Here is a 21171-nt window from a genome sequence, read left to right as displayed (position 1 = left end):
CATCGCGTGTCACCGTGCAAGAAGGGGGAGCATCTTGGACCAGCCGCCCGCTCTGCACCACACCGGAGCCGCCGCATCTGAACCGGTCGTCGCCACCGCGGTGACCGACGTATGGGAATCCGATCTGGCGGACCTCGCGGCGCTGCCCCTGAGTGCTGTGGACGGTCTCCCCACCCTGCCCCCCACCACGCGCCTGCTGACCGAGGTGCTGCGTGCCCGCAGCAGCATGAGGAGCGGCGAGGGAGGGCAGGGCGGCGCCCGAGCCGACTAGGGCCTGTTGCGAAAGTGCCGCCTGCCGCGCGACGCCCGGCACGCTCCCCCACTGCCTTAAGGGCGTGGGAGGTGCCCCCACTCGCCGCACCGGCCGAAAGCCCGAGTACGCCCAGTACGAGGGCTTCCGGCCGGCACGCCGAGAGCACGCACCGGACGCCGCGCGGCCGCCCTTCGGGTGACGACGCCACTTTCGCAACAGGCCCTGGCCGCCGACCGTCCCGACGGCAGAGCCCCGGTGCGACACCCGCACACGCACCGGGGCCCCCGCATGTCCGCCAACCCGACCGGAGGTCCGCGACGATGACCAGCGAGCAGCACCTCGCTCCCTTCCGCATGCCGGACCGGCTCTTCGCGGAGCTGGCCGCCGGAGGCGGCTCCGCAACGGCCGTCGCCTTCCTCGAACGGGCGGAACGCGCGCGGCGGTTGCTGCTCCTGCGCACCCTCCTCGGCCACCTCGACGCCCTGCCCACCCCCCTCACCCCGGTCGCCGAGGCCTGGCGAGTGCTCAAGGAGGCGGCGGAGGAGTCCCCGGAGCCGGTCGAACGCCTCCTGCTGGCCCCGGCGACGGGAGGCTGGCTCTCACACATGCTGCGCCGGGTGCACGGCACGGCGACGGGGCCGCCGATGTGGGCGGAGGCGGGACACCTGTGTGCGCTGGCCCTCTCGGCCTCCCTGCAGGCGGGCACGGCGGCGGCCCTCGACGTTCCCCTCACCAGCGGGCGGCTGCCCCTGCCCGGTCTGGGCATGGCCCGGCTCCCCGGCGCGAGAGAGGGCCTGGCGGTCGGCCGGGCCACGACGGCCGGGGGAGAGCTGACGGTCACCGGGCCGGGGCGCACGACCGGCTCGGTGCGGATGACCTGCCGTCCGGTGACGCAGCGTGCCGACGCCGAAGGGGACACCTGGCTCCCGCTGCGGACCCTCACCCACACCGGCCCCGACGGTACAGCCCCCGTCACCGTCGTACTCGAAGACCTCGACCCCTACCGCGATCTCGACGACCACCTGCCGCCCGCCCGGCTCGACGAGGAGGAGGCCCAGGAGTGGCAGCGGTTGTTCGGGGAGGCCGCGCGGATCCTCGCCCGTCCGGGCATACCGGGCCCCGGGCGGGTCGACCCCGCCATGATCCGGGCGATCGTGCCCTTCGGGCGCACCGCCGTCAGCCCGCCACCGCCGCCCTTCGTGCAGGTGTCGGCCTCCAGCGGTGACTCCTTCGGCGGCATGCTCATCGTCCGTCCGGCCTCCGCGCTCGCCCTCGCCGAGACCTTGGTGCACGAGCTTCAGCACAGCAAACTCGCCGCCCTGCTGCACCTGTTCCCGCTGCTGGAGGACGACCGGGACGAGCGCTACTACGCTCCCTGGCGCACCGACCCGCGCCACCTCACCGGCCTGCTGCACGGCGCGTACGCCTTCACCGGCGTCGCGGGCTTCTGGCGGGACCGGCTGGCCGGTGCGCAGGGAGGCGAGGCGGTCGAGCGGGCCGCCTACTTCTTCGCCCTGCGCCGTCTGCAGAGCCGCCTGGCCGTGCGCACCCTGCTGACCAGCGGCCGGCTGACCGTACAGGGCCGGGCCCTCGTGTCGGGCCTCGCCCGCACCCTGGACGGCTGGCTGCGCGAGCCGGTCCCGCACGCCGCCCTCACCCGGGCCCGTACGGCCGCCGCGCTGCACCGCACCGAGTGGCGGTTGCGCAATGTCGCCCCGCCGTCCCCGGGACACGAAGGCCCCCGCTTCCGCCCCGACCGCACCTCCTGGCCCGATGTGCGCACGCACGCCTTCGCCACCCGCCCCGCCGCCCCGCACACCGCCGACGAGTACCTCGCCGCCGGGGACGCGACCGCCGCGCTCGCCCGGTACGCCGGACAACTGGCCGCCGACCCCGCCGAGCCGCACGCCCTGGCCGGCTGGATCGTCGCCCGGGCCGCGCTCGACCCCGGCCGGGAGACGCGGCGCATGCTGGCCCGGCCCGAGCTGCTGCAGCCGCTGCCCAGCGGCTGACCGGGGGCGTCCCGGCCCGGGCCGATTGTCGTCAGGCAGACGCAAACAAGAGTTCGCCGAAACGCGCGAGCAGCGCGTCAACGGGCGCTGTGATGGTCAGGATGGAGGCATGGCTTACCACGTCCACTCCGAGGCCGGGCGGCTGCGCCGCGTCATCCTGCACCGGCCCGATCTCGAGCTCAAAAGGCTCACCCCCAGCAACAAGACCGCGCTGCTCTTCGACGACGTGCTGTGGGTGCGCAGGGCCCGCGCCGAGCACGACGGGTTCGCCGACGTGCTGCGCGACCGGGGCGTCACCGTCCACCTCTTCGGTGACCTGCTGGCCGAGGCTCTGGAGGTCCCGGCGGCCAGGACCCTCGTCCTGGACCGGGTCTTCGACGAGAAGGAGTACGGCCCGCTGGCCACCGACCACCTGAGAGCCGCCTTCGAGAACCTGCCCGGGGCGGAGCTGGCCGAGCTCCTGGTCGGCGGCATGACCAAGCGCGAGTTCCTCGACGTGCACCCGGAGCCGACCTCGGTGCGCTTCCACGTCATGGAACTGGACGACTTCCTGCTGGACCCCCTGCCGAATCACCTCTTCACCCGCGACACCTCCGCGTGGATCTACGACGGCGTCTCCATCAACGCGATGCGCTGGCCCGCCCGGCAGCGCGAGACGGTGCACTTCGAGGCGATCTACCGGCACCATCCGCTGTTCCGCGACGAGACCTTCCACCTCTGGTCCGAGGGGCAGGCCGACTACCCGTCCACCATCGAGGGCGGGGACGTCCTCGTCATCGGCAACGGGGCGGTGCTCATCGGCATGAGCGAGCGCACCACGCCCCAGGCCGTCGAGATGCTCGCGCACAAGCTGTTCGCCGCCGGTTCCGCCGAGACGATCGTGGCCCTCGACATGCCCAAGCGGCGTGCCTTCATGCACCTCGACACCGTGATGACGATGGTCGACGGCGACACCTTCACCCAGTACGCGGGGCTCGGCATGCTGCGCTCGTACACCATCGAACCGGGCGTCGGAGAGAAGGAGCTGAAGGTCACCGACCATCCGCCGGAGCACATGCACCGCGCGATCGCCGCCGCGCTCGGCCTGAACGAGATCCGGGTGCTGACCGCCACCCAGGACGTGCACGCGGCCGAACGCGAGCAGTGGGACGACGGCTGCAACGTCCTGGCCGTCGAACCCGGCGTCGTGGTCGCCTACGAGCGGAACGCCACCACCAACACCCACCTGCGCAAACAGGGCATCGAAGTGATAGAGATCCCCGGCAGCGAGCTGGGGCGGGGCAGGGGCGGGCCGCGGTGCATGAGCTGCCCGGTCGAACGGGAGGCCGTATAGCCACTGCCGTGCAGGCACCCATGCCGTATAGGCATGCTGGGTTTCGTATAGTATTCCAGTAGTCCTGCCCGTCCCCGTCCCGCCGTATCCCTGGAGCTCCCCATGGCGACAGTCCCGACCGCCCTCGCCGGCCGCCACTTCCTCAAGGAGCTGGACTTCACCGAGGAGGAGTTCCGCGGCCTGGTCGAGCTGGCCGCCGAGCTGAAGGCCGCCAAGAAGGCCGGGGCCGAGACGCAGTACCTGCGGGGCCGGAACATCGCGCTGATCTTCGAGAAGACCTCCACCCGCACCCGCTGCGCCTTCGAGGTCGCGGCCGCCGACCAGGGCGCCTCGACGACGTACCTCGACCCGTCCGGCTCGCAGATCGGCCACAAGGAGTCGGTGCGCGACACCGCGCGGGTGCTGGGCCGGATGTACGACGGGATCGAGTACCGGGGCGACAGCCAGCAGAACGTGGAGGAACTGGCGGCGCACGCCGGTGTGCCCGTCTACAACGGGCTCACCGACGACTGGCACCCCACGCAGATGCTCGCCGACGTGCTCACCATGACGGAGCACTGCGCCAAGCCGCTGACCGGGATGACCTTCGCCTACCTGGGCGACGCCCGCTTCAACATGGGCAACTCCTACCTGGTCACCGGCGCCCTGCTCGGCATGGACGTGCGTCTCGTCGCCCCGAAGGACTACTGGCCGGCCGAGGAGGTCGTCGACCGGGCCCGCGCCCTCGCGGAAACCAGCGGCGCCCGCATCACCCTCACCGAGACCCTGGACGAGGGCGTCCGTGGCGCCGACTTCGTCGCGACCGACGTCTGGGTCTCCATGGGCGAGCCGAAGGAGGTCTGGGCCGAGCGCATCACCGCCCTCGCCCCGTACGCCGTGACCATGGACGTCCTGCGCGCCACCGGCAACCCGGACGTGAAGTTCCTGCACTGCCTGCCCGCCTTCCACGACCTCGGCACCAAGGTCGGCCAGGAGATCCACGCCGCGTACGGCCTGGAGTACCTGGAGGTGTCGGACGAGGTCTTCGAGTCGGCGCACTCCGTCGTCTTCGACGAGGCGGAGAACCGCCTGCACACGATCAAGGCGGTGCTGGTCGCGACCCTCGGCTGAACCGCGTCAGGCCGACGGCCGCCGCTGGGCCGGCACCACGGGCAGCCGGAACCACACCGCCTTGCCGGACTCGGTCGGCCGGTGCCCGCACGACGAGCTCAGGGTGCGGATGAGCAGCAGACCCCGCCCGTGCTCCTGCCAGGGGTCGGGCATCCCGCCGGACGGACAGGTCAGATCGCCGGGCGGCCGCGGGTCGGTGTCGTGCACCTCGACCTGGCAGCCCGACGGCATCAGCTCCACCACCAGCTCTATCGGCGTCTCGCCGGAGGTGTGCTCCACGGCGTTCGCCACCAGCTCCGCCGTGAGCAGCTCCGCCGTGTCGCGGTCCGCCCCGTGCTCCAGCTCGGTCAGCGCCGTACGGACCAGGGCACGGGCCACGGGCACCGCCGCGGCGGTGTGCGGCAGTGCGACGCGCCAGGAGGCGGGGGCTGAGGGGAGTTCGTACAAGGCGGGTCCGTTCATGGAGCAGGACATCCTGCTTTCAACCTTATGAATGGTACGGGGCCACTCTTCCGTGGCCTTCGAGGGGCACTGCCGGGGGACCCTGCGGCCCCCTTGCCGCACGGCTTACCCAGGTGAACGGGGTGCCGCGCACAGCTGCTCCCGCCGTTACGCCGGTGTGGACGATCTGTGACGGATGTGACCTGCCCGGGTCACGCCCGGCTCCCCAGGGAAGTCCTACCCGGACGGTCTATCGCGCACTCATGACGACAGTCACGGATAAGTGATAACTTCATGGGGTAGAGCTCAGTGAGGCAGTGCCCGCCCGAGGAGGCCGCACGTCATGAGTCCCTTCACCGGCTCCGCCGCCCGCACCCCGAGCTGGGAGCACCTGCGCGTCGACCTCACCGACGGTGTCGCCACCGTCACCCTGGCCCGCCCCGAGAAGCTCAACGCGCTCACCTTCGGCGCCTACGCCGATCTGCGCGACCTGCTCGCGGAGCTGTCCCGGGAGCGGTCCGTGCGAGCCCTGGTGCTGGCCGGCGAGGGCCGCGGCTTCTGTTCCGGCGGTGACGTCGACGAGATCATCGGCGCGACGCTGTCCATGGACACCGCCCAGCTCCTCGACTTCAACCGGATGACCGGCCAGGTGGTCCGCGCCCTCCGGGAGTGCCCCTTTCCGGTGATCGCGGCGGTCCAGGGCGTGGCGGCCGGCGCCGGAGCGGTCCTCGCCCTGGCCGCCGACTTCCGCGTGGCCGACCCCACGGCCCGCTTCGCCTTCCTCTTCACCCGCGTCGGCCTCTCCGGCGGCGACATGGGCGCGGCCTACCTCCTGCCCAGGGTCGTGGGCCTCGGCCACGCCACCCGCCTCCTGATGCTGGGCGACCCGGTTCGCGCCCCCGAGGCGGAGCGCATCGGCCTGATCAGCGAACTGACGGAGGAGGGCCAGACGGACGAGGCGGCACACCAACTGGCCCACCGCCTGGCACAGGGCCCGGCCCTGGCGTACGCCCAGACCAAGGCCCTCCTCACGGCAGAACTGGACATGCCCCTGGCGGCATCAGTGGAACTGGACGCCTCCACCCAGGCCCTCCTCATGACCGGCGAGGACTACGCGGAGTTCCACGCGGCATTCACGGAAAAGCGCCCCCCGAAATGGAGCGGACGGTGAGTGCACGTCCCTCAGGGGCGCGGGGAACTGCGCGACCAGCCCCCACGCACCCGCGGCCGCCCAGCAACACAAGCCACCCCCTACGCGTGGCCATCATCGGCGGAGGCCCCGGCGGCCTCTACGCCGCCGCCCTCCTCAAACGCCTCGACCCCACCCGCGACATCACCGTCTGGGAACGCAACGCCCCCGACGACACCTTCGGCTTCGGAGTCGTCCTCTCCGACGAAACCCTCGGCGGCATAGAACACGCAGACCCCCACGTCTACGAGGCCCTCCAAAGACACTTCATCCGCTGGGACGACATCGACATCGTCCACCGAGGTGTCCGGCACACCTCGGGCGGCCACGGATTCGCCGCACTCGGCAGAAAACGCCTCCTGGAGATCCTCCACACCCGCTGCCGCGAACTCGGCGTCGACCTCCGCTTCCACACCGAGGCCCCGCACGACCTCCCGCGAACCCACGACCTGGTCATCGCCGCGGACGGCATCCACAGCAGCACCCGCGAGGCCCACGCGGACGTCTTCCGCCCTCACGTCACCACCCACCGCTGCCGCTACATCTGGCTCGCCGCCGACTTCCCCTTCGACTCCTTCCGCTTCGAGATCGCCGAGACCGAACACGGCGTGATGCAGCTCCACGGCTACCCCTTCGCGCCGGACGCCTCCACCGTGATCATCGAGATGCGCGAAGAGGTCTGGCACGCGGCCGGCTTCGACGAGCTCGGCGAGGTCGAGTCGATCGAACGCTGCGCCAAGATCTTCGCGGAGGCACTGCGCGGCCGCCCCCTGACGTCGAACAACTCCGCCTGGACGATCTTCCGCACGGTCGTCAGCGACCGCTGGTCGCACGGCAACGTCGTCCTCCTCGGCGACGCCGCCCACACCGCCCACTTCTCCATCGGCTCCGGCACCAAGCTCGCCGTCGAGGACGCCCTGGCCCTGGCCGCTTGCCTGGAGGAACAGGACACCCTGGACGAGGCCCTGAGCGCGTACGAGGCGGAGCGGCGGCCCGTCGTCGCCTCCACGCAGCGCGCGGCCCGGGCCAGCCTGGAGTGGTTCGAGAACCTCGCCCTGTACCTGGACCAGCCGCCCCGCCAGTTCGCCTTCAACCTCCTCACCCGCAGCCGCCGCGTCACCCACGACAACCTGCGGCTGCGCGACGCCCGCTTCACCGAGGCGGTGGAGCGCGACTTCGGCTGCCCGCCCGGCACGCCCCCGATGTTCACCCCGTTCCGGCTGCGCGGACTGACCCTGCGCAACCGGGTCGTCGTCTCGCCCATGGACATGTACTCGGCGGTCGACGGCGTCCCCGGCGACTTCCACCTCGTCCATCTGGGCGCGCGGGCCATGGGCGGGGCCGGGCTGGTGATGACCGAGATGGTGTGTGTCAGCGAGGCGGGCAGGATCACGCCCGGCTGCGCCGGCCTCTACACCGGCCGGCAGGCCGAGGCCTGGAAGCGGATCACGAACTTCGTGCACGAGCGGGCGCCCGGCACGGCGATCGGCGTGCAGCTCGGCCACAGCGGCCGCAAGGGCTCCACGAAGGTGATGTGGGAGGGCATGGACGAGCCCCTGGAGGAGGGCAACTGGCCGCTCGTGGCCGCGTCCGCGCTGCCGTACAAGCCGTTCAGCCAGACCCCGCGCGAGCTGTCCCGCGCCCAGCTCACCGACATTCGCGAGCAGTTCGCGGCCGCCGCCTGCCGCGCCGCCCGGGCCGGATTCGACCTGCTCGAACTGCACTGCGCCCACGGCTATCTGCTCTCGGGCTTCCTCTCCCCGCTGACCAACCGCCGTACCGACGCCTACGGCGGCTCGCTGGACAAGCGGCTCCGCTTCCCGCTGGAGGTGTTCGACGCCGTACGGAACGCCTGGCCGGGGGAGCGGCCCATGACCGTCCGGATCTCCGCCACCGACTGGGCCGAGGGCGGGACCACCGCCGAGGACGCCGTCGAGATCGCCCGGGCCTTCGCCGCGCACGGCGCCGACGCGATCGACGTGTCGACCGGGCAGGTCGTGGCGGAGGAGCGGCCCGAGTTCGGGCGGTCGTACCAGACGCCGTTCGCGGACCGGATCCGCAACTCCACCGGCATCCCGGTGATCGCGGTCGGCGCGATCTCCTCCTGGGACGACGTCAACTCCCTGATCCTGGCGGGCCGCACCGACCTGTGCGCCCTGGCCCGCCCCCACCTCTACGACCCGCACTGGACGCTGCACGCGGCGGCCGAACAGGGCTACACGGGCCCCGGCGCCGTCTGGCCGGCCCCGTACCGCGCGGGCAGCCGCCGCCCGCAGACGGGCCGCACGGACGCGCCCAAGCCGCGCCTCACTCTGGGGAGCTGAGCAGCCCCACGAACTCCGCGCCCGCGTCCCGCAGCCGCTCGTGCAGGCCCTGGAACACCGCCGCCGACCGGGTGCCCGGCCAGTCCTCCGGGAGCAGTTCGGACGGCAGGCCGGGGTCGGTGTACGGCAGGTGGCGCCAGGAGTCCAGGGCGAGGAGGTAGTCGCGGTAGGCCTCCTCCGGCGGGGTGTCCTCGCGCGTCTCCCAGTCGTGCAGCACGCGCGCGTGGCGGTCGAGGAACGCCTCGTGCTCCTTGGCGATGGCGGCCAGGTCCCACCAGCGGGCGACGGCATCCGCGGTCGGGGCGAAGCCGAGGTGGTCGCCGCGGAAGAAGTCGACGTACGCGTCCAGCCGCAACCGCTGGAGCGTGTGCCGGGTCTCCTCGTACAGCCGCGCGGGCGCGATCCACACGCCCGGCGCGGCCGTGCCGAAACCGAGACCGGCCAGCCGGGAGCGCAGCACGTGCCGCTTCTGCCGCTCCGACTCCGGCACGGAGAACACGGCGAGCACCCAGCCCTCGTCCTCGGGCGGCGCCGTGGCGTAGATGCGCCGGTCGCCGTCGTCGAGCAACTGCCGGGCGTCCGGGGACAGTTCGTACCCGGCCGCGCCCTGGGCGGTGCGGGCGGGCACGAGCAGTCCGCGTCTCTTCAGCCGCGACACCGAGGAGCGTACGGACGGGGCGTCGACCCCGACCGCGGCGAGCAGCCGGATCAGTTCGGCGACGGGCACGGGACCCGTCGCGAAGCGGCCGTACGCGCCGTAGAGCGTGACGATGAGAGACCGTGGTGCATGCTGGTCGGACACGTTGATCATCTTAGGTCGTTCGGGTCACTCCCGGTCGTTCCCGGTCGTCTTCGGTGCCGCCGTCCGGGAGCCCGCCCGCGCGCAGCCTGAACCGCTGCAGCTTGCCGGTGGCCGTGCGCGGCAGCGCGTCCAGGAAGACGATCTCGCGCGGGCACTTGTACGGCGCCAGCTCGCTCCTCACGAAGGCGCGCAGCGCCCCGGCGTCCCGTTCCGCGCCCTCCTTGAGCACGGCGAAGGCCACCACGACCTGCCCGCGGGCCTCGTCGGGCCGTCCCACGACCGCCGCCTCCACCACGTCCGGGTGCCGAAGCAGCGCCTCCTCCACCTCGGGCCCGGCGATGTTGTACCCGGCCGAGATGATCATGTCGTCGGCGCGGGCGACGTACCGGAAGTATCCGTCGGGTTCGCGGACGTAGGTGTCCCCGGTGACGTTCCAGCCGCCGCGTACGTACTCCCGCTGCCGCGGGTCGGCGAGGTAGCGGCAGCCGACCGGTCCGCGCACCGCGAGCAGCCCCGGCTCCCCGTCGGGCACCGGCTCGCCGTGCTCGTCCTGCACGCGCGCCTGCCAGCCCGGCACGGGAACGCCCGTCGTGCCGGGCCTGATCCGTTCGTCGGCGGCGGAGATGAAGATGTGCAGCAGCTCGGTGGCGCCGATGCCGTTGATCAGACGCAGGCCGGTGCGTTCGTGCCAGGTCTCCCAGGTGGCCGCCGGCAGGTTCTCGCCCGCCGAGACGCAGCGGCGCAGGGACGAGACGTCGTGCCCGTCGAGCTCGTCGAGCATCGCGCGGTACGCCGTCGGGGCCGTGAACAGCACGGACACCCGGTGCCGGGCGATGGCCGGCAGCAACTGCTTCGGACCGGCCTGTTCGAGCAGCAGGGCACTCGCCCCGGCCCGCAGCGGGAAGACCACCAGCCCCCCGAGGCCGAAGGTGAAGCCGAGTGGGGGGCTGCCCGTGAACACGTCGTCGGCGCGCGGCCGCAGCACGTGCCGGGAGAAGGTGTCGGCGATGGCCAGGACGTCTCGGTGGAGGTGCATGCAGCCCTTGGGACGGCCGGTGGTGCCGGAGGTGAAGGCGATCAGCGCGATGTCGTCGGCCGCCGTGTCGACGGCCTCGTACGGGGTGCCGGGTGCCGGGCGGTTGAGGAGGTCGTCCGGGGCGTCACCGCCGTAGACCGTGATCCGCAGGTCCGGGATCTCGGCCTTGGCGAGGTCGTCGACGGACCGGATGTCGCACAGCGCGTGCCGGACCCGGGCGATCTCGCACATCGTGCTCAGTTCGTGCGGGCGCTGCTGGGCGAGCGCGGTGACCGCGACGGCCCCCGCCTTCAGCACGGCCAGCCAGCAGGCCGCCAGCCACGGTGTGGTGGGGCCGCGCAGCAGCACGCGGTTGCCGGGGACGACGCCGAGTTCGCCGGTGAGCAGGTGGGCGATGCGGTCGACGCGGGCGCGCAGATCGGCGTACGTCCACGCCTCTCCGGCCGGGGTGAGGAACGCCGGGCGGTCGCCGGGCGGGCCGCTGAGCAGTTCGGCGGCGCAGTTGAGCCGTTCGGGGTAGCGCAGCTCCGGCAGGTCGAAACGGAGCTCGGGCCATTGGTCCGGGGGTGGCAGATGGTCACGGGCGAAGGTGTCGACGTGGGCCGTACCCCGTGGATTCATACGATTCGCCCCCTTGGCGTGGTGGGCTCGCCCCAGGAGCGTATCGTGTTGGTGACGACAGTCAACGGTCCGCGATAGCCTCGGAGTGGCCCGGCCGGGAGGCAGGGGTGGCGGAGAAGGGACCGGCGATGACCGCATTCTCGCTCGAACCGGCACAACTCGCCTGGTGTGCCGAGCTGCGCGCCCTCGCCGCGCAGCGGCTGCGCCCGCTGGCCGAGAAGGGTGAACCGGGCCGGGTGAACCGGGCTCTGCTCACCGAGCTCGGCGGCCTCGGACTGCTCGGCCGCCTCTTCACCTCCGGCGCGCTCGACCTGTGCCTGATGCGCGAGTCCCTCGCCTACGCCTGTACGGAAGCCGAAACGGCCCTGGCCCTCCAGGGCCTGGGCGCCCACCCGGTCCACGCCCACGGCACGCAGACCCAACGCGCCCGCTGGCTCCCTCGCGTGGCCGACGGCAGCGCGGTGGCGGCGTTCGCGCTGAGCGAGCCGGGGGCGGGGTCGGACGCGGCGGCACTGGACTTGCGCGCGGAGCGGGACGGCTCACCGGGGGTGGCTGCCGGCGGTGGTGCACCGGGAGAGGCGTCCGGTGCCGGCTCACGGTGCTGTTCGGTCTCCGGTGGCAGTGCTGGGGTGGTGGTCGACGGCGGGTTCGCGGGCGGGGCGCCTTCCGGCGGTGCGGTGGCCTCCGGCGGGAACGCTCGGGCGGCGGCCGACGGTGGTTCCCGGGGGCGGGCCGCGTCCGACGGTGCTCGGGAGCAGGCCGGGCCCGATGGTGCTCAAGGGTCCCGGGCCGGTGGCGGTGGCTCACCGGGTCCGGCGGCACCCGACGGCAGTGCCCGGGGCGCGCGGGCCCCTGCCGGCGGATCTCCGGGGTCCGGGCGCTCGGTCCAGGGCGCACCGGCTCCGGCCGAACTCGCCGCCGACCCCGACGGCTCCGCCCGCTGGCGTCTCACCGGTGCGAAGTGCTGGATCTCCAACGCGCCCGAGGCCGACTTCTACACCGTCTTCGCCCGGACCACCCCGGGGGCGGGGGCGCGCGGCGTCACGGCCTTTCTCGTGCCGGCCGACCGTCCGGGCCTGACCGGTGCCGGGCTCGACATGCTCTCCCCGCATCCCATCGGTGCCCTCGACTTCGACGCCGTGCCGGTGACGGCCGACGACGTGCTCGGCGAGGTGGACCGGGGGTTTCGGGTCGCCATGGGGACGCTCAACCTGTTCCGCCCCAGCGTCGGCGCCTTCGCGGTCGGCATGGCGCAGGCGGCCCTCGACGCGACCCTCGCGCACACCGCCGGGCGGGACGCCTTCGGCGGCAAGCTGAGGGACCTCCAGGCCGTCTCCCACCAGGTCGCCGAGATGGCCCTGCGCACGGAGGCGGCCCGGCTGATGGTCTACGCGGCGGCCGCGGCGTACGACGAGGACGCCCCGGACGTCCCCCGGCGCTCCGCCATGGCGAAACTGCTCGCCACCGAGACCGCGCAGTACGTCGTCGACACGGCCGTCCAGTTGCACGGCGCCCGCGCGCTGCAACGCGGCCACCTGCTCGAACACCTCTACCGGGAGGTGCGCGCCCCTCGCATCTACGAGGGCGCCAGCGAGGTGCAACGCGGCATCATCGCCAAGGAGTTGTACGCCCAGAAGGGGGCCGAGTGACCACCGAGCGCGTCAACCCGCCCGAGCTGTCCCCGCCGGCCGGCTTCTCGCACGCCGTCGTCGCCTCCGGCTCGCGGGTGGTGTTCCTGGCGGGGCAGACCGCCCTCGACGGCGACGGCAAAGTGGTCGGCGCGACCCTGCCGGAACAGTTCGAGAAGGCCCTCACCAACCTGCTGTCCGCCCTCGCGGCGGCCGGCGGCACCCCGTCGGACCTCGCCCGCGTCACCGTCTACGCCACGGACGTCGAGGCGTACCGCGCGCACGCGCGTGAACTGGGCCGCCTGTGGCGCGAACGGGCCGGGCGCGACTACCCGGCCATGGCCGTCGTCGAGGTCGTCCGGCTGTGGGACGAGGAGGCGCTGGTGGAACTGGACGGCTTCGCGGTACTGCCGTAGGGCGGGGCGGCCTTCCGGTCAGGCCGCGACGGTCAGCCGCTGCACCGCCACCCGGCGGGGTTCCAGCACGCGTCCGTCCGGCAGCAGTTCACCGGTGTCGTCGAAGACGATCGCCCCGTCGCACAGCAGGCTCCACCCCTGCTCGGGGTGGGCGGCAACGACGTGCGCGGCGGGGGAGTCGGTCGCGGGGCACAGGGGCTGGTGGGCACACATGGCGCACCTCCACGTCGGTAGGGCCATCCGAACGGTTCGTACGGCTCTTACGGACAGACCATCCTCCCGTTCGGAACTCATCGGAACGGCGCGGCGCGAAGCGTGACAGGCCCCGGACATTCCCCGGACGGTTCCACGACGCCCGGTGCGGACTCGCCACCGAGGGGGGTGAGGGTCATGGGTGCCGGGCCGGAGGCCCGGTACGAGTGGAAGCCGTAATTCCACTCCTTTCGGGAGTTTCCCCCAGGCGTCTACGTCCCCTTCTCGGCGCGGCGGCCGGTGCCGCGCTGCTCCTGCTCACCGGCACCGCCGCGACGCCCGCCACCGCCGCGCCCACCCCGTACGAGCCGTGACGGTCGACCCGGTGGGCCGGATCGCCGCCGACGGCACCGTCACCCTCTCCGGCGCCTACCGCTGCCAGAGCTCCAGCGGCCCGGTCTTCGCCAGCTCCTCCGTGAGCCAGGGCGTCTCGACGACCCGATACGGCATCGGCGGCACCCGGGCCGTGTGCGACGGCGCCCTGCACCGCTGTCCGGTGACCTGGGCTCCCCTCGTCGCGGTGGTGCGCGACGGCCCTTCTTGACTGTTTAATTGCGAGGTCTATGCAAGAACCTGACTACAGCAACAACGGGGTGAGGTCACATGTCGACCCGTCGGATACGAGGGGCCGCCGTCATGGCGGCGCTGGCCACGGCGGTCACCGCCTGCTCGGCCCCCAGCAGCGGCGGCCGCCAGGGCGACGGCACGTCCGCCGGCTCCGTCGTCATCGGGGTGGCCTCCGAGCCGGACACCCTCAGCCCGCTGCTCGGCTACGGCAAGGACGGAAACTCCAAGATCTTCGACGGGCTCCTCGCCCGCGACGCCGACCTGAAGCTGAAGCCCGCCCTGGCGGCCGCGCTGCCCGAGGTCACCGACGGCGGCCGCACCTACACCTACACCCTGCGCGACGGGGTCGAGTTCAGCGACGGCGAACCGCTCACGGCCGACGACGTCGTCTACACGTACCGCACCGCCCGCGACCCGAAGACCAACAACACCTTCAAGAGCGAGCTGGACGCCGTGAAGGAGGTCCGGGCGAGCGGCGACGACAAGGTCGTCTTCACGCTCAAGTACCCCTACGCCCCCTTCGCCGCCCGCACGGTCCTGCCCATCGTCCCCGAGCACGTCGCGGGCGAGCAGGACCCCAACACCGGCTCCTTCAACACGAAGCCGGTCGGTACCGGCCCGTACGTCCTGGCGAACTGGAGCCAGGGCGAGAAGCTCACCTTCAAGGCCAACCCCCGCTACTGGGGCGGCGAGCCGAAGGTGAAGACCTTCACCATGGCGATCATCGGCGACGACAACGTACGCGCCACCCGGCTGCGCTCCGGCGACCTCGACGGTGCGGTCCTCCCGCCGAACCTCGCCGCCACGTTCAAGAGTGACGACGGCAAGCGCACCTACCAGGCCCGTTCCTACGACTTCCGGGCCGTCACCCTCCCCACCGCGAACAAGGTCACCGGCGACCGCGCGATCCGCCGGGCCCTCGACGCCGCCGTGGACCGCGAGGCCATGGTCGGCAAGATCCTCGACGGCGCGGGCCGCCCGGCGTACGGGCCGCTGCCCGCCGACGACCCCGCCTTCACGAAGGACATCGAACGCCCCCAGGACCTCGGCAAGGCCGCGAAGATCCTGGACGAGGCCGGCTGGAAGCCCGGCGAGGACGGCATCCGCGCCAAGGACGGCAGGCGCGCGTCCTTCACCCTGCTCTACCCCTCCGGCGACAAGGTCCGCCAGGACCACGCCCTCGCCTACGCCTCCGACGCCAAGAAGGCAGGCATCGACGTGCGGGCCGAGAGCGCCACCTGGGAGGTCATCGAGCCGCGGATGAAGGACGACGCGGTTCTCGCGGGCTTCGGCAGCACCGGCGACCCCGACTTCGGCCTCTACACCCTGCTGCACTCCTCCTTGGCCGGCGACGGCTTCAACAACATGGCCCACTACGACAACCCGGCCGTGGACCGCGCCCTCGACAACGGCCGCCGCAGCCAGGACCCGGCCGAGCGCAAGGCCGCCTACGACAAGCTCCAGCGCGCCCTCGTGCAGGACCCCGGCTACACCTTCCTCACCCACATCGACCACCTCTACGTCCTCGCCGACCGCTGGGACGGCCTGAGCACCCAGCTGGAGCCGCACGAGCACGGCTTCGCCAGCGGCCCCTGGTGGAACATCGAGGACTGGCAGCCGAAGAAGTGACCCGCCCGCCCTGGGGAGCGATGGCCCGGCTGGCGGGGCGGCGGGCGCTGTTCGCCGTCCCCGTCCTGCTCGTCGTCACCTTCGGTGTGTTCGCCATCGCCGCCGCCTCCCCCTTCGACCCCGTCAAGGCCTACGCCGGCACCGCCGCCCTCGGCGCCGACCAGCAGACGCTGGACCGGCTGCGCGAGAACCTCGGCGCCGACGAGCCCTTCGCCGCCCGCTGGTGGCACTGGCTGACCTCCGCGCTCACCGGCGACCTCGGCCACTCCGGCGTGCTGCGGCAGCCGGTCGCCCAGGTGATCGGCGAACGCCTCGTGTGGTCCGCGCTGCTCTGCGCGGTCGCCTTCGCCGCCGCCGTGCTGGTCGGCACGCTCCTCGGCGTGCTCGCCGCCCGCCGCCCCGGCTCGGCCGTCGACCGGACCGTCACGTCCCTCGCGTACACCCTGGAGGCGGCCCCGGTCTTCTGGATCGCGCTGCTCGCCGTCTGGCTGTTCGCCCTGCAATGGGACGTCCTCCCGGCGGGCGGCCTGACCGACACCGGCAGCGAACAGGTCACGCCCGGACAGGTCGCGAGCCACCTGGTGCTGCCCGCCGGTGTCCTCGCGGTCTCCCAACTGCCGTGGTTCACGCTCTACGTCCGCCAGGGCGTCGGCGACGCCCTGGCGGAGGACCACGTACGCGGCGCTCGCGCCCGCGGCCTGAGCGAACGCACCGTCCTGCTCGGGCACGCCCTGCGCTCCGGACTGCTGCCGGTGTTCACTCTCATCGGCTCCCGCGTGCCCGAACTCATCACCGGGGCGCTGCTGGTAGAGAGCGTCTTCAGCTGGCCGGGCATCGCGTCCGCCACCGTCGAGGCGGCCACCGCCGTCGACTTCCCGCTGCTCGCCGCCCTGACGACCCTGGCCACCGCCGCCGTGCTCGCCGGCAACCTGCTCGCCGACCTGCTCTACGGACTGTTCGACCCGAGGGTGAAGCTCAGTGACATGTGACGCACCGGCGTCCGCCGGTTCCCCGGCCGGGACCGAGTGGCGGTCGCACGGCCCGAAGCGCCGCTCCACCCGCGCCCTGCGCGTGCGGACCTCGGCCGTGCTGGTGGCCGCGACTGTGCTCGCCGTGCTGCTCGTGCCGCCGCTGGTCCAGCTCGACCAGCAGGCCGTCGACCTGGCCGCCAAGCTGGAACCGCCGTCCTGGGCCCACCCCTTCGGCACGGACGACGTCGGCCGCGACCTGCTGCTGCGCTGTGTCTACGGGCTGCGCGTCTCGCTGCTCGTCGGAGTGGCGGCGGCGCTGACGGCGACCGTGGTCGGCACGGCCGTGGGAGCGACGGCCGGTGCGCTGGGCGGCTGGGCCGACCGTGCGCTGATGCGGGTGGTCGACGCGTTCTCGTCCGTGCCGCATCTGCTGCTCGGCATCTTCATCGTCGCCATGTTCCGCCCCGGCGTCTGGCCGGTCGTGATCTCGGTCGCGCTCACCCACTGGCTGTCCACCGCGCGCATCGTCCGGGCCGAGGTGCTGTCCCTGCGCTCGAGGCCGTACGTCGACGCCGCGGTCTCCGGCGGGGCGTCGCGATGGCGGGTGACGGTACGGCACCTGCTGCCCGCGGTCGTTCCCCAAGCCGCCCTCGCCGCCGTACTGATGGTGCCGCACGCCATGTGGCACGAGTCGGCGCTGTCGTTCCTCGGCCTCGGCCTGCCCACGCACACGGCGAGCCTCGGCTCCCTGATCCAGACCGCCCGCGGCTCCCTCCTCGCCGGCCAGTGGTGGCCGACCCTCTTCCCGGGCCTCTTCCTCATCGTCCCGACCCTCGCCATCGCCGGACTCGCCGGCGCGTGGCGGGAGCGGATCAACCCCCGACACCGATCGGAGCTGATGCTGTGAGCAGCGGAGTTGGGCCTGTGCCGGCTGGCGGTCCCGTGCCCGTGCCGGGTCGAGGCGGCCCTGGGCCGGGCGGCAGCGGTGCCGCGCCGCCCCCAGGGGCTCCCCTGCCGACCGGAGGGGCTCCCGTGCCGAGTGCGGGCGATCCTGTACTGGCCGGAGCCGGCCCTGTGCCGGCCGGAGATGAGGCCGCGCCGCCCGGAGATGAGGCCGCGCCGCCCGGAGGTGACCCCAGGGCGGACGGAGGTGATCCCGCGTCGGCCGGAGATGAGCCTGTACCGACCAGAGATGACCCCGAGCCGCCCCGAGATGACCCCGGGGCGGACGTAGGTGACCCCGCGCCGGACGGTGACCCCGCGTCGGCCCGCCGCATTCCCAGGCCCGCTGGAGTCGGGCGCGCGGTCGCCCCCGGCGCCGGGATGAGCGCCGCGGGTGGGGCTGGGACCGCCGGAGGCGATCCCGTGCTGTCGGTGCGCGGGCTGTCCGTGCGGTTCCTGATGCCGGGCGGGCGACGGGTCGCCGCCGTGACCGGAGCCCGATTCGACGTGGCGGCGGGGGAGTGCCTGGCTCTGATCGGGGAGAGCGGCTGCGGCAAGTCCGTGCTGGCGTCCGCCCTGCTGGGACTGCTCCCCGGTAACGCGCAGACCGCCGGGTCGGCCCTTCTCGGCGACCTGGACCTGCTCAGCGCCGACGAGCGGACCCTCGCCCGTACCGTGCGCGGCCGGCTGGTCGGACTCGTGCCGCAGAGCCCGGCCGCTCATCTCACACCCGTGCGCACGGTCCGCTCCCAACTGGAGGAGACGGTCGCCGCGCTGACCGCGACCCGGGGACGCGCCGCCCTGCGTGCCGCCGCCGAGGCCGCCGCCGAACGGGCCGCGTTCCCGGCCGACCACCTCGACCGCCACCCCCACGAGCTGTCCGGCGGCCTCGCCCAGCGAGCCGCCACCGCCCTCGCCCTCGTCGGCGACGCGCCCCTGCTGCTCGCCGACGAACCGACCACCGGACTCGACCGCGACCTGGTGGACCGTACGGTCGACGAACTGCGGCGGCACGTCGACGAACCGGGGCAGGCGAACGGAGCCGGACGGGCGCTGCTGATGATCACCCACGACCTGGCCGCCGCCGAACGCATCGCCGACCGGGTCGCCGTGATGTACGCGGGCCGGATCGTCGAACTGGCCGACGCCGCCGACTTCTTCGGCTCGCCCGGCCCCCGCCACCCCTACAGCCGCGGCCTGCTCCAGGCCCTCCCCGACCGTGCCTTCACGCCCATCCCCGGCATGCCGCCCGAACTCGGTGACCTGCCCGAGGGCTGCGCCTTCGCCGCCCGCTGCGACCGGGCCACCGACACCTGCGCCGCGCCGCCGCCGGCAGGCGCGGTCGCCTGTCACCACCCGTACGTTCGGGAGGACGTCCGTGCTTGAACTGCGCTCCATCACCGCCGGATACACCAGGAACGCGCCGGTGTTCCGGGGCGTCTCCCTGACCGTGGCACCGGGCGAGGCCGTCGGCCTGCTCGGCCCGAGCGGCTGCGGCAAGTCGACCCTGGCGCGCGTCGCGGCACTGCTGCACCGGCCCGACTCGGGCACCCTCCTCCTCGACGGCACACCCGTACGGAACTGGCGCCACCGCGCCCCGCGCGCCCTGCGCACGTCCTTCGGGGTCGTGCTCCAGCAGGCGCGGCTCTCCGCCGACCCCCGGCTGCCGCTCACCGATCTGATCGCCGAACCCCTGCGCGCCACCGGCCGCGGCGAGGACATCCCCGAGAGGATCGCGGAGCTGGCGCCCGCCGTCGGCCTCACCCCGGACCTGCTGACCCGGCGGCCGCACGAGGTCAGCGACGGCCAGCTGCAACGCGCCTGCCTCGCCCGCGCCCTGGTGCTGCGCCCCCGCCTGCTGGTGTGCGACGAGATGACCGCCATGCTCGACGCCTCCACCGCCGCCGCCCTGGTCGCGGCCGTCGAGGACTACCGCGCCGCGACCGGCGCCGCCCTGCTGGCCGTCGGCCACGACCGCACGCTGCTCGGCCGCTGGTGCGACCGCACGGTCCACTGGGAGAGCCTGGCCTGAAACGCGCTATTCCTGTGCGTGCCGGATGGCGTCCAGCACGATGTGCGCCACATGGTCGTCGGTGAGGGTGTACCGCGTCTCGCGGGCCTGACGCCGGGCGCTGACGATCCGGGACGTGCGCAGCACCCGCAGATGCTGGGAGACCAGCGGCTGGCTCACGCCCAGCGCGGTCACCAGCTCATGGACGTACTTGCCGCCGCCGGACAGTTCGCGCACGATCCCCAGCCGTACGGGCGAGGCCAGCGCGCGCAGCAGCTCGCTCGCCACCTGCAGGGTCTGGTCCGGCTCGTCCGTCGGAGGAGAGGGCGTCGTTGTCATATGCACACATTAGCATATGACAACGATTTCCAGTATGTCGGCCAGGTGCCTCGGTCGTGCCGGGCAGGTGCCTCAGTGGTCGTCCCAGTGTCCCTCGTGGGCGGCGTGCCGGTGACCGTCGTGCACGTAGTCGGTGTGGTCGTCGTGCCGCACGGCCATGTGGCCGCAGTTGTCGCCGTGCTGGTGGTCGTGGTTCTGGTGCACCGCGTGGCCGCCGTTCGCGCACTCGTCGACGTGGTCCTCGTGCATCCGGTGGATGTGGCCGTCGTGGGCGTAGTCCGTGTGGTCGCCGTGCGGGAAGGCGACGTGGCCGCAGTCGTCGCCGTGGGTGTGCGCGTGGTTGTCGTGGGTGAGGTGTTCGGCGGTGGTCATGGGGGTGGCTCCTCGCGTGTGCTCGTGCTGCCCACGGCGCTCCGGCCGGGGCTGTCATGGCGACATTAACATATAGCGATTCCTGCATGTATTGTCCGGGCGGCCGGCGCCGCCCGCCAGCCGGGGGGTGGCGCAGGGGTGACGCCCGGGTCAGCGAACCGCGACGACCACGCAGCTGTCGCCGTACTGCCAGACCGGGCCCGCCGTGGCGAAGCCCGCCTGCCGCAGCAGCTCCAGATGGGCGGAGAGGGGCAGTTCGGCGGGGCGGCCGGTGCCCGCGGGCGCCTCGCGGCGGCGGCGCTCGGCGAGCAGGTCCGCCAGCTCGGGGTCGTCGGCGACGGCGGCCCACCAGGAGCCCCAGTCCTCGTGCGCGAACACCCGCTGCCGGTCCGCCCGGCACCGCCCGACGTGTGCGGCGATCCCGGCCGGGCCCGTGTCGTCCTGGGGGAGATGGTCGCCGTTGACCAGGACACCGCCGGGCCGCAGCAGCGCGGCGAGCTGCCGGTAGACGCGCAGCAGGGTGTCGCGGTCGAGGTAGTGCAGGGCCGTCGTGGAGACGGCCGCGTCCAGGGGCCGGTCCAGGTCCAGGGCCCAGGTCCAGCCGGGTGCGCCGATCTCGGCGTCGACGTAGCGGGCCGCGTCCGGGTGGTGGGTCCGGCCCAGCTCCAGCAGCACGGGATCCCGGTCCACGGCGACGATCTCCGCGTCCGGCAGCCGCCGCACCAGCCGGGCCGCCAGGGAGCCGGGCCCGCAGCCCAGGTCGACGACGAGGGGCCGGGAGTCCTGCCCGGCCGTCACGTGCTCGACGACATCGGCGATCACCGTGAACCGCTCCTCGCGGTCCACCGCGTACCGCCGCTGCTGGAGCTCCCAGCGCTCCACCCATCGCTCCGCCGTCGCCAGACTCAGCCCCATCCGGTCGC

General features: G+C 73.1%; 20 protein-coding genes and 1 pseudogene. 14 read left to right on the top strand and 7 right to left on the bottom strand.

Annotated elements, in window-relative coordinates; all coding sequences use genetic code 11:
* The first annotated feature begins 34 nt into the window (after positions 1-34).
* The 4 genes from ABZ192_RS06590 to argF all read left to right on the top strand — a co-directional run bounded on the left by ABZ192_RS06590 (position 35) and on the right by argF (position 4708).
* Entirely contained in the window at positions 35-271 is a 237-nt protein-coding gene (locus ABZ192_RS06590) for a hypothetical protein (protein ID WP_356923414.1), read from the top strand.
* A gap of 302 nt (positions 272-573) precedes the next feature.
* On the top strand, positions 574-2265 hold the full coding sequence (locus ABZ192_RS06585; protein WP_356923413.1) for an HEXXH motif domain-containing protein: 1692 nt from the start codon (positions 574-576) through the stop codon (positions 2263-2265).
* Positions 2266-2374: 109 nt separating this feature from the next.
* Positions 2375-3598, top strand: a complete 1224-nt coding sequence (locus ABZ192_RS06580; RefSeq protein WP_356923412.1) for an arginine deiminase — start codon at positions 2375-2377, stop codon at positions 3596-3598.
* 102 nt (positions 3599-3700) lie between these two features.
* Positions 3701-4708: an ornithine carbamoyltransferase gene (gene argF / locus ABZ192_RS06575; RefSeq protein ID WP_356923411.1), complete on the top strand. Its 1008-nt coding sequence runs from the start codon at positions 3701-3703 to the stop codon at positions 4706-4708.
* Positions 4709-4714: 6 nt separating this feature from the next.
* Here argF and ABZ192_RS06570 read toward each other — a convergent pair whose 3' ends face one another.
* A complete protein-coding gene (locus ABZ192_RS06570; protein WP_356923410.1) occupies positions 4715-5182 on the bottom strand; it encodes an ATP-binding protein in 468 nt (155 codons plus the stop codon).
* A gap of 310 nt (positions 5183-5492) precedes the next feature.
* Here ABZ192_RS06570 and ABZ192_RS06565 point away from each other — a divergent pair, with 310 nt between their 5' ends.
* Positions 5493-6320: an enoyl-CoA hydratase family protein gene (locus ABZ192_RS06565; protein ID WP_356923409.1), complete on the top strand. Its 828-nt coding sequence runs from the start codon at positions 5493-5495 to the stop codon at positions 6318-6320.
* Entirely contained in the window at positions 6305-8662 is a 2358-nt protein-coding gene (locus ABZ192_RS06560; RefSeq protein WP_356923408.1) for a bifunctional salicylyl-CoA 5-hydroxylase/oxidoreductase, read from the top strand. The genes ABZ192_RS06565 and ABZ192_RS06560 overlap by 16 nt, the downstream gene beginning before the upstream one ends.
* On the opposite strand, the gene ABZ192_RS06555 is transcribed toward ABZ192_RS06560, so the two are convergent.
* Entirely contained in the window at positions 8646-9473 is an 828-nt protein-coding gene (locus tag ABZ192_RS06555; RefSeq protein WP_356923407.1) for a PaaX family transcriptional regulator C-terminal domain-containing protein, read from the bottom strand. The genes ABZ192_RS06560 and ABZ192_RS06555 overlap by 17 nt on opposite strands.
* Position 9474: 1 nt before the next feature.
* A complete protein-coding gene (locus ABZ192_RS06550) occupies positions 9475-11121 on the bottom strand; it encodes an AMP-binding protein (RefSeq protein ID WP_356923406.1) in 1647 nt (548 codons plus the stop codon).
* Between the two features lie 128 nt (positions 11122-11249).
* Here ABZ192_RS06550 and ABZ192_RS06545 point away from each other — a divergent pair, with 128 nt between their 5' ends.
* Together ABZ192_RS06545 and ABZ192_RS06540 are read left to right on the top strand one after the other, a co-directional pair.
* The gene (locus tag ABZ192_RS06545) at positions 11250-12770 is read left to right on the top strand and encodes an acyl-CoA dehydrogenase family protein (protein ID WP_356923405.1); all 1521 of its coding nucleotides are present in this window, start codon (positions 11250-11252) and stop codon (positions 12768-12770) included.
* Positions 12767-13165: a RidA family protein gene (locus tag ABZ192_RS06540; protein WP_356923404.1), complete on the top strand. Its 399-nt coding sequence runs from the start codon at positions 12767-12769 to the stop codon at positions 13163-13165. The genes ABZ192_RS06545 and ABZ192_RS06540 overlap by 4 nt, the downstream gene beginning before the upstream one ends.
* Positions 13166-13183: 18 nt before the next feature.
* On the opposite strand, the gene ABZ192_RS06535 is transcribed toward ABZ192_RS06540, so the two are convergent.
* On the bottom strand, positions 13184-13378 hold the full coding sequence (locus ABZ192_RS06535) for a DUF5999 family protein (RefSeq protein ID WP_356923403.1): 195 nt from the start codon (positions 13376-13378) through the stop codon (positions 13184-13186).
* A 287-nt stretch (positions 13379-13665) separates the two neighbouring features.
* Here ABZ192_RS06535 and ABZ192_RS06530 point away from each other — a divergent pair.
* The 6 genes and pseudogenes from ABZ192_RS06530 to ABZ192_RS06505 form a co-directional block, all read left to right on the top strand.
* Positions 13666-13907 (top strand): annotated as a pseudogene (locus ABZ192_RS06530) (DUF6299 family protein); the annotation flags it as partial.
* Positions 13908-14020: 113 nt separating this feature from the next.
* Entirely contained in the window at positions 14021-15613 is a 1593-nt protein-coding gene (locus ABZ192_RS06525) for an ABC transporter substrate-binding protein (protein WP_356923402.1), read from the top strand.
* Positions 15614-15633: 20 nt separating this feature from the next.
* On the top strand, positions 15634-16602 hold the full coding sequence (locus tag ABZ192_RS06520) for an ABC transporter permease (RefSeq protein WP_356923596.1): 969 nt from the start codon (positions 15634-15636) through the stop codon (positions 16600-16602).
* A complete protein-coding gene (locus ABZ192_RS06515) occupies positions 16592-17491 on the top strand; it encodes an ABC transporter permease (RefSeq protein ID WP_356923401.1) in 900 nt (299 codons plus the stop codon). Before ABZ192_RS06520 ends, ABZ192_RS06515 begins: the two co-directional genes overlap by 11 nt.
* Before the next feature lie 416 nt (positions 17492-17907).
* Positions 17908-18912, top strand: a complete 1005-nt coding sequence (locus tag ABZ192_RS06510) for an ABC transporter ATP-binding protein (RefSeq protein ID WP_356923400.1) — start codon at positions 17908-17910, stop codon at positions 18910-18912.
* On the top strand, positions 18905-19558 hold the full coding sequence (locus ABZ192_RS06505) for an ATP-binding cassette domain-containing protein (RefSeq protein WP_356923399.1): 654 nt from the start codon (positions 18905-18907) through the stop codon (positions 19556-19558). Before ABZ192_RS06510 ends, ABZ192_RS06505 begins: the two co-directional genes overlap by 8 nt.
* A gap of 6 nt (positions 19559-19564) precedes the next feature.
* Here the strand turns inward: ABZ192_RS06505 and ABZ192_RS06500 are convergent, their stop codons facing one another.
* From ABZ192_RS06500 to ABZ192_RS06490, 3 genes are all read right to left on the bottom strand, one after another.
* Positions 19565-19876, bottom strand: a complete 312-nt coding sequence (locus ABZ192_RS06500) for a metalloregulator ArsR/SmtB family transcription factor (protein WP_356923398.1) — start codon at positions 19874-19876, stop codon at positions 19565-19567.
* 72 nt (positions 19877-19948) lie between these two features.
* The gene (locus tag ABZ192_RS06495; protein WP_356923397.1) at positions 19949-20248 is read right to left on the bottom strand and encodes a hypothetical protein; all 300 of its coding nucleotides are present in this window, start codon (positions 20246-20248) and stop codon (positions 19949-19951) included.
* A gap of 150 nt (positions 20249-20398) precedes the next feature.
* Positions 20399-21163 carry a class I SAM-dependent methyltransferase gene (locus ABZ192_RS06490; RefSeq protein WP_356923396.1) on the bottom strand — a complete coding sequence of 255 codons (765 nt, stop codon included), beginning with the start codon at positions 21161-21163 and terminating at the stop codon, positions 20399-20401.
* Positions 21164-21171: the final 8 nt, after the last annotated feature.

Source organism: Streptomyces sp. NPDC006235 (assembly GCF_040613735.1).
Classification (GTDB): domain Bacteria; phylum Actinomycetota; class Actinomycetes; order Streptomycetales; family Streptomycetaceae; genus Streptomyces.
The sequence above is the reverse complement of the archived record's forward strand: the minus strand, read 5'-3'. Positions and strand labels throughout refer to the sequence as shown.

Excerpts from the sequence above, each read along its gene's own strand:
- ABZ192_RS06585 (WP_356923413.1), top strand. The coding sequence starts at position 574 with ATGACCAGCGAGCAGCACCTCGCTCCCTTCCGCATGCCGGACCGGCTC.
- ABZ192_RS06580 (WP_356923412.1), top strand. The coding sequence starts at position 2,375 with ATGGCTTACCACGTCCACTCCGAGGCCGGGCGGCTGCGCCGCGTCATC.
- argF (WP_356923411.1), top strand. The coding sequence starts at position 3,701 with ATGGCGACAGTCCCGACCGCCCTCGCCGGCCGCCACTTCCTCAAGGAG.
- ABZ192_RS06570 (WP_356923410.1), bottom strand. The coding sequence starts at position 5,182 with ATGTCCTGCTCCATGAACGGACCCGCCTTGTACGAACTCCCCTCAGCC.
- ABZ192_RS06565 (WP_356923409.1), top strand. The coding sequence starts at position 5,493 with ATGAGTCCCTTCACCGGCTCCGCCGCCCGCACCCCGAGCTGGGAGCAC.
- ABZ192_RS06560 (WP_356923408.1), top strand. The coding sequence starts at position 6,305 with ATGGAGCGGACGGTGAGTGCACGTCCCTCAGGGGCGCGGGGAACTGCG.
- ABZ192_RS06555 (WP_356923407.1), bottom strand. The coding sequence starts at position 9,473 with ATGATCAACGTGTCCGACCAGCATGCACCACGGTCTCTCATCGTCACG.
- ABZ192_RS06550 (WP_356923406.1), bottom strand. The coding sequence starts at position 11,121 with ATGAATCCACGGGGTACGGCCCACGTCGACACCTTCGCCCGTGACCAT.
- ABZ192_RS06545 (WP_356923405.1), top strand. The coding sequence starts at position 11,250 with ATGACCGCATTCTCGCTCGAACCGGCACAACTCGCCTGGTGTGCCGAG.
- ABZ192_RS06535 (WP_356923403.1), bottom strand. The coding sequence starts at position 13,378 with ATGTGTGCCCACCAGCCCCTGTGCCCCGCGACCGACTCCCCCGCCGCG.
- ABZ192_RS06525 (WP_356923402.1), top strand. The coding sequence starts at position 14,021 with ATGTCGACCCGTCGGATACGAGGGGCCGCCGTCATGGCGGCGCTGGCC.
- ABZ192_RS06520 (WP_356923596.1), top strand. The coding sequence starts at position 15,634 with ATGGCCCGGCTGGCGGGGCGGCGGGCGCTGTTCGCCGTCCCCGTCCTG.
- ABZ192_RS06510 (WP_356923400.1), top strand. The coding sequence starts at position 17,908 with ATGAGCGCCGCGGGTGGGGCTGGGACCGCCGGAGGCGATCCCGTGCTG.
- ABZ192_RS06500 (WP_356923398.1), bottom strand. The coding sequence starts at position 19,876 with ATGACAACGACGCCCTCTCCTCCGACGGACGAGCCGGACCAGACCCTG.
- ABZ192_RS06495 (WP_356923397.1), bottom strand. The coding sequence starts at position 20,248 with ATGACCACCGCCGAACACCTCACCCACGACAACCACGCGCACACCCAC.
- ABZ192_RS06490 (WP_356923396.1), bottom strand. The coding sequence starts at position 21,163 with ATGGGGCTGAGTCTGGCGACGGCGGAGCGATGGGTGGAGCGCTGGGAG.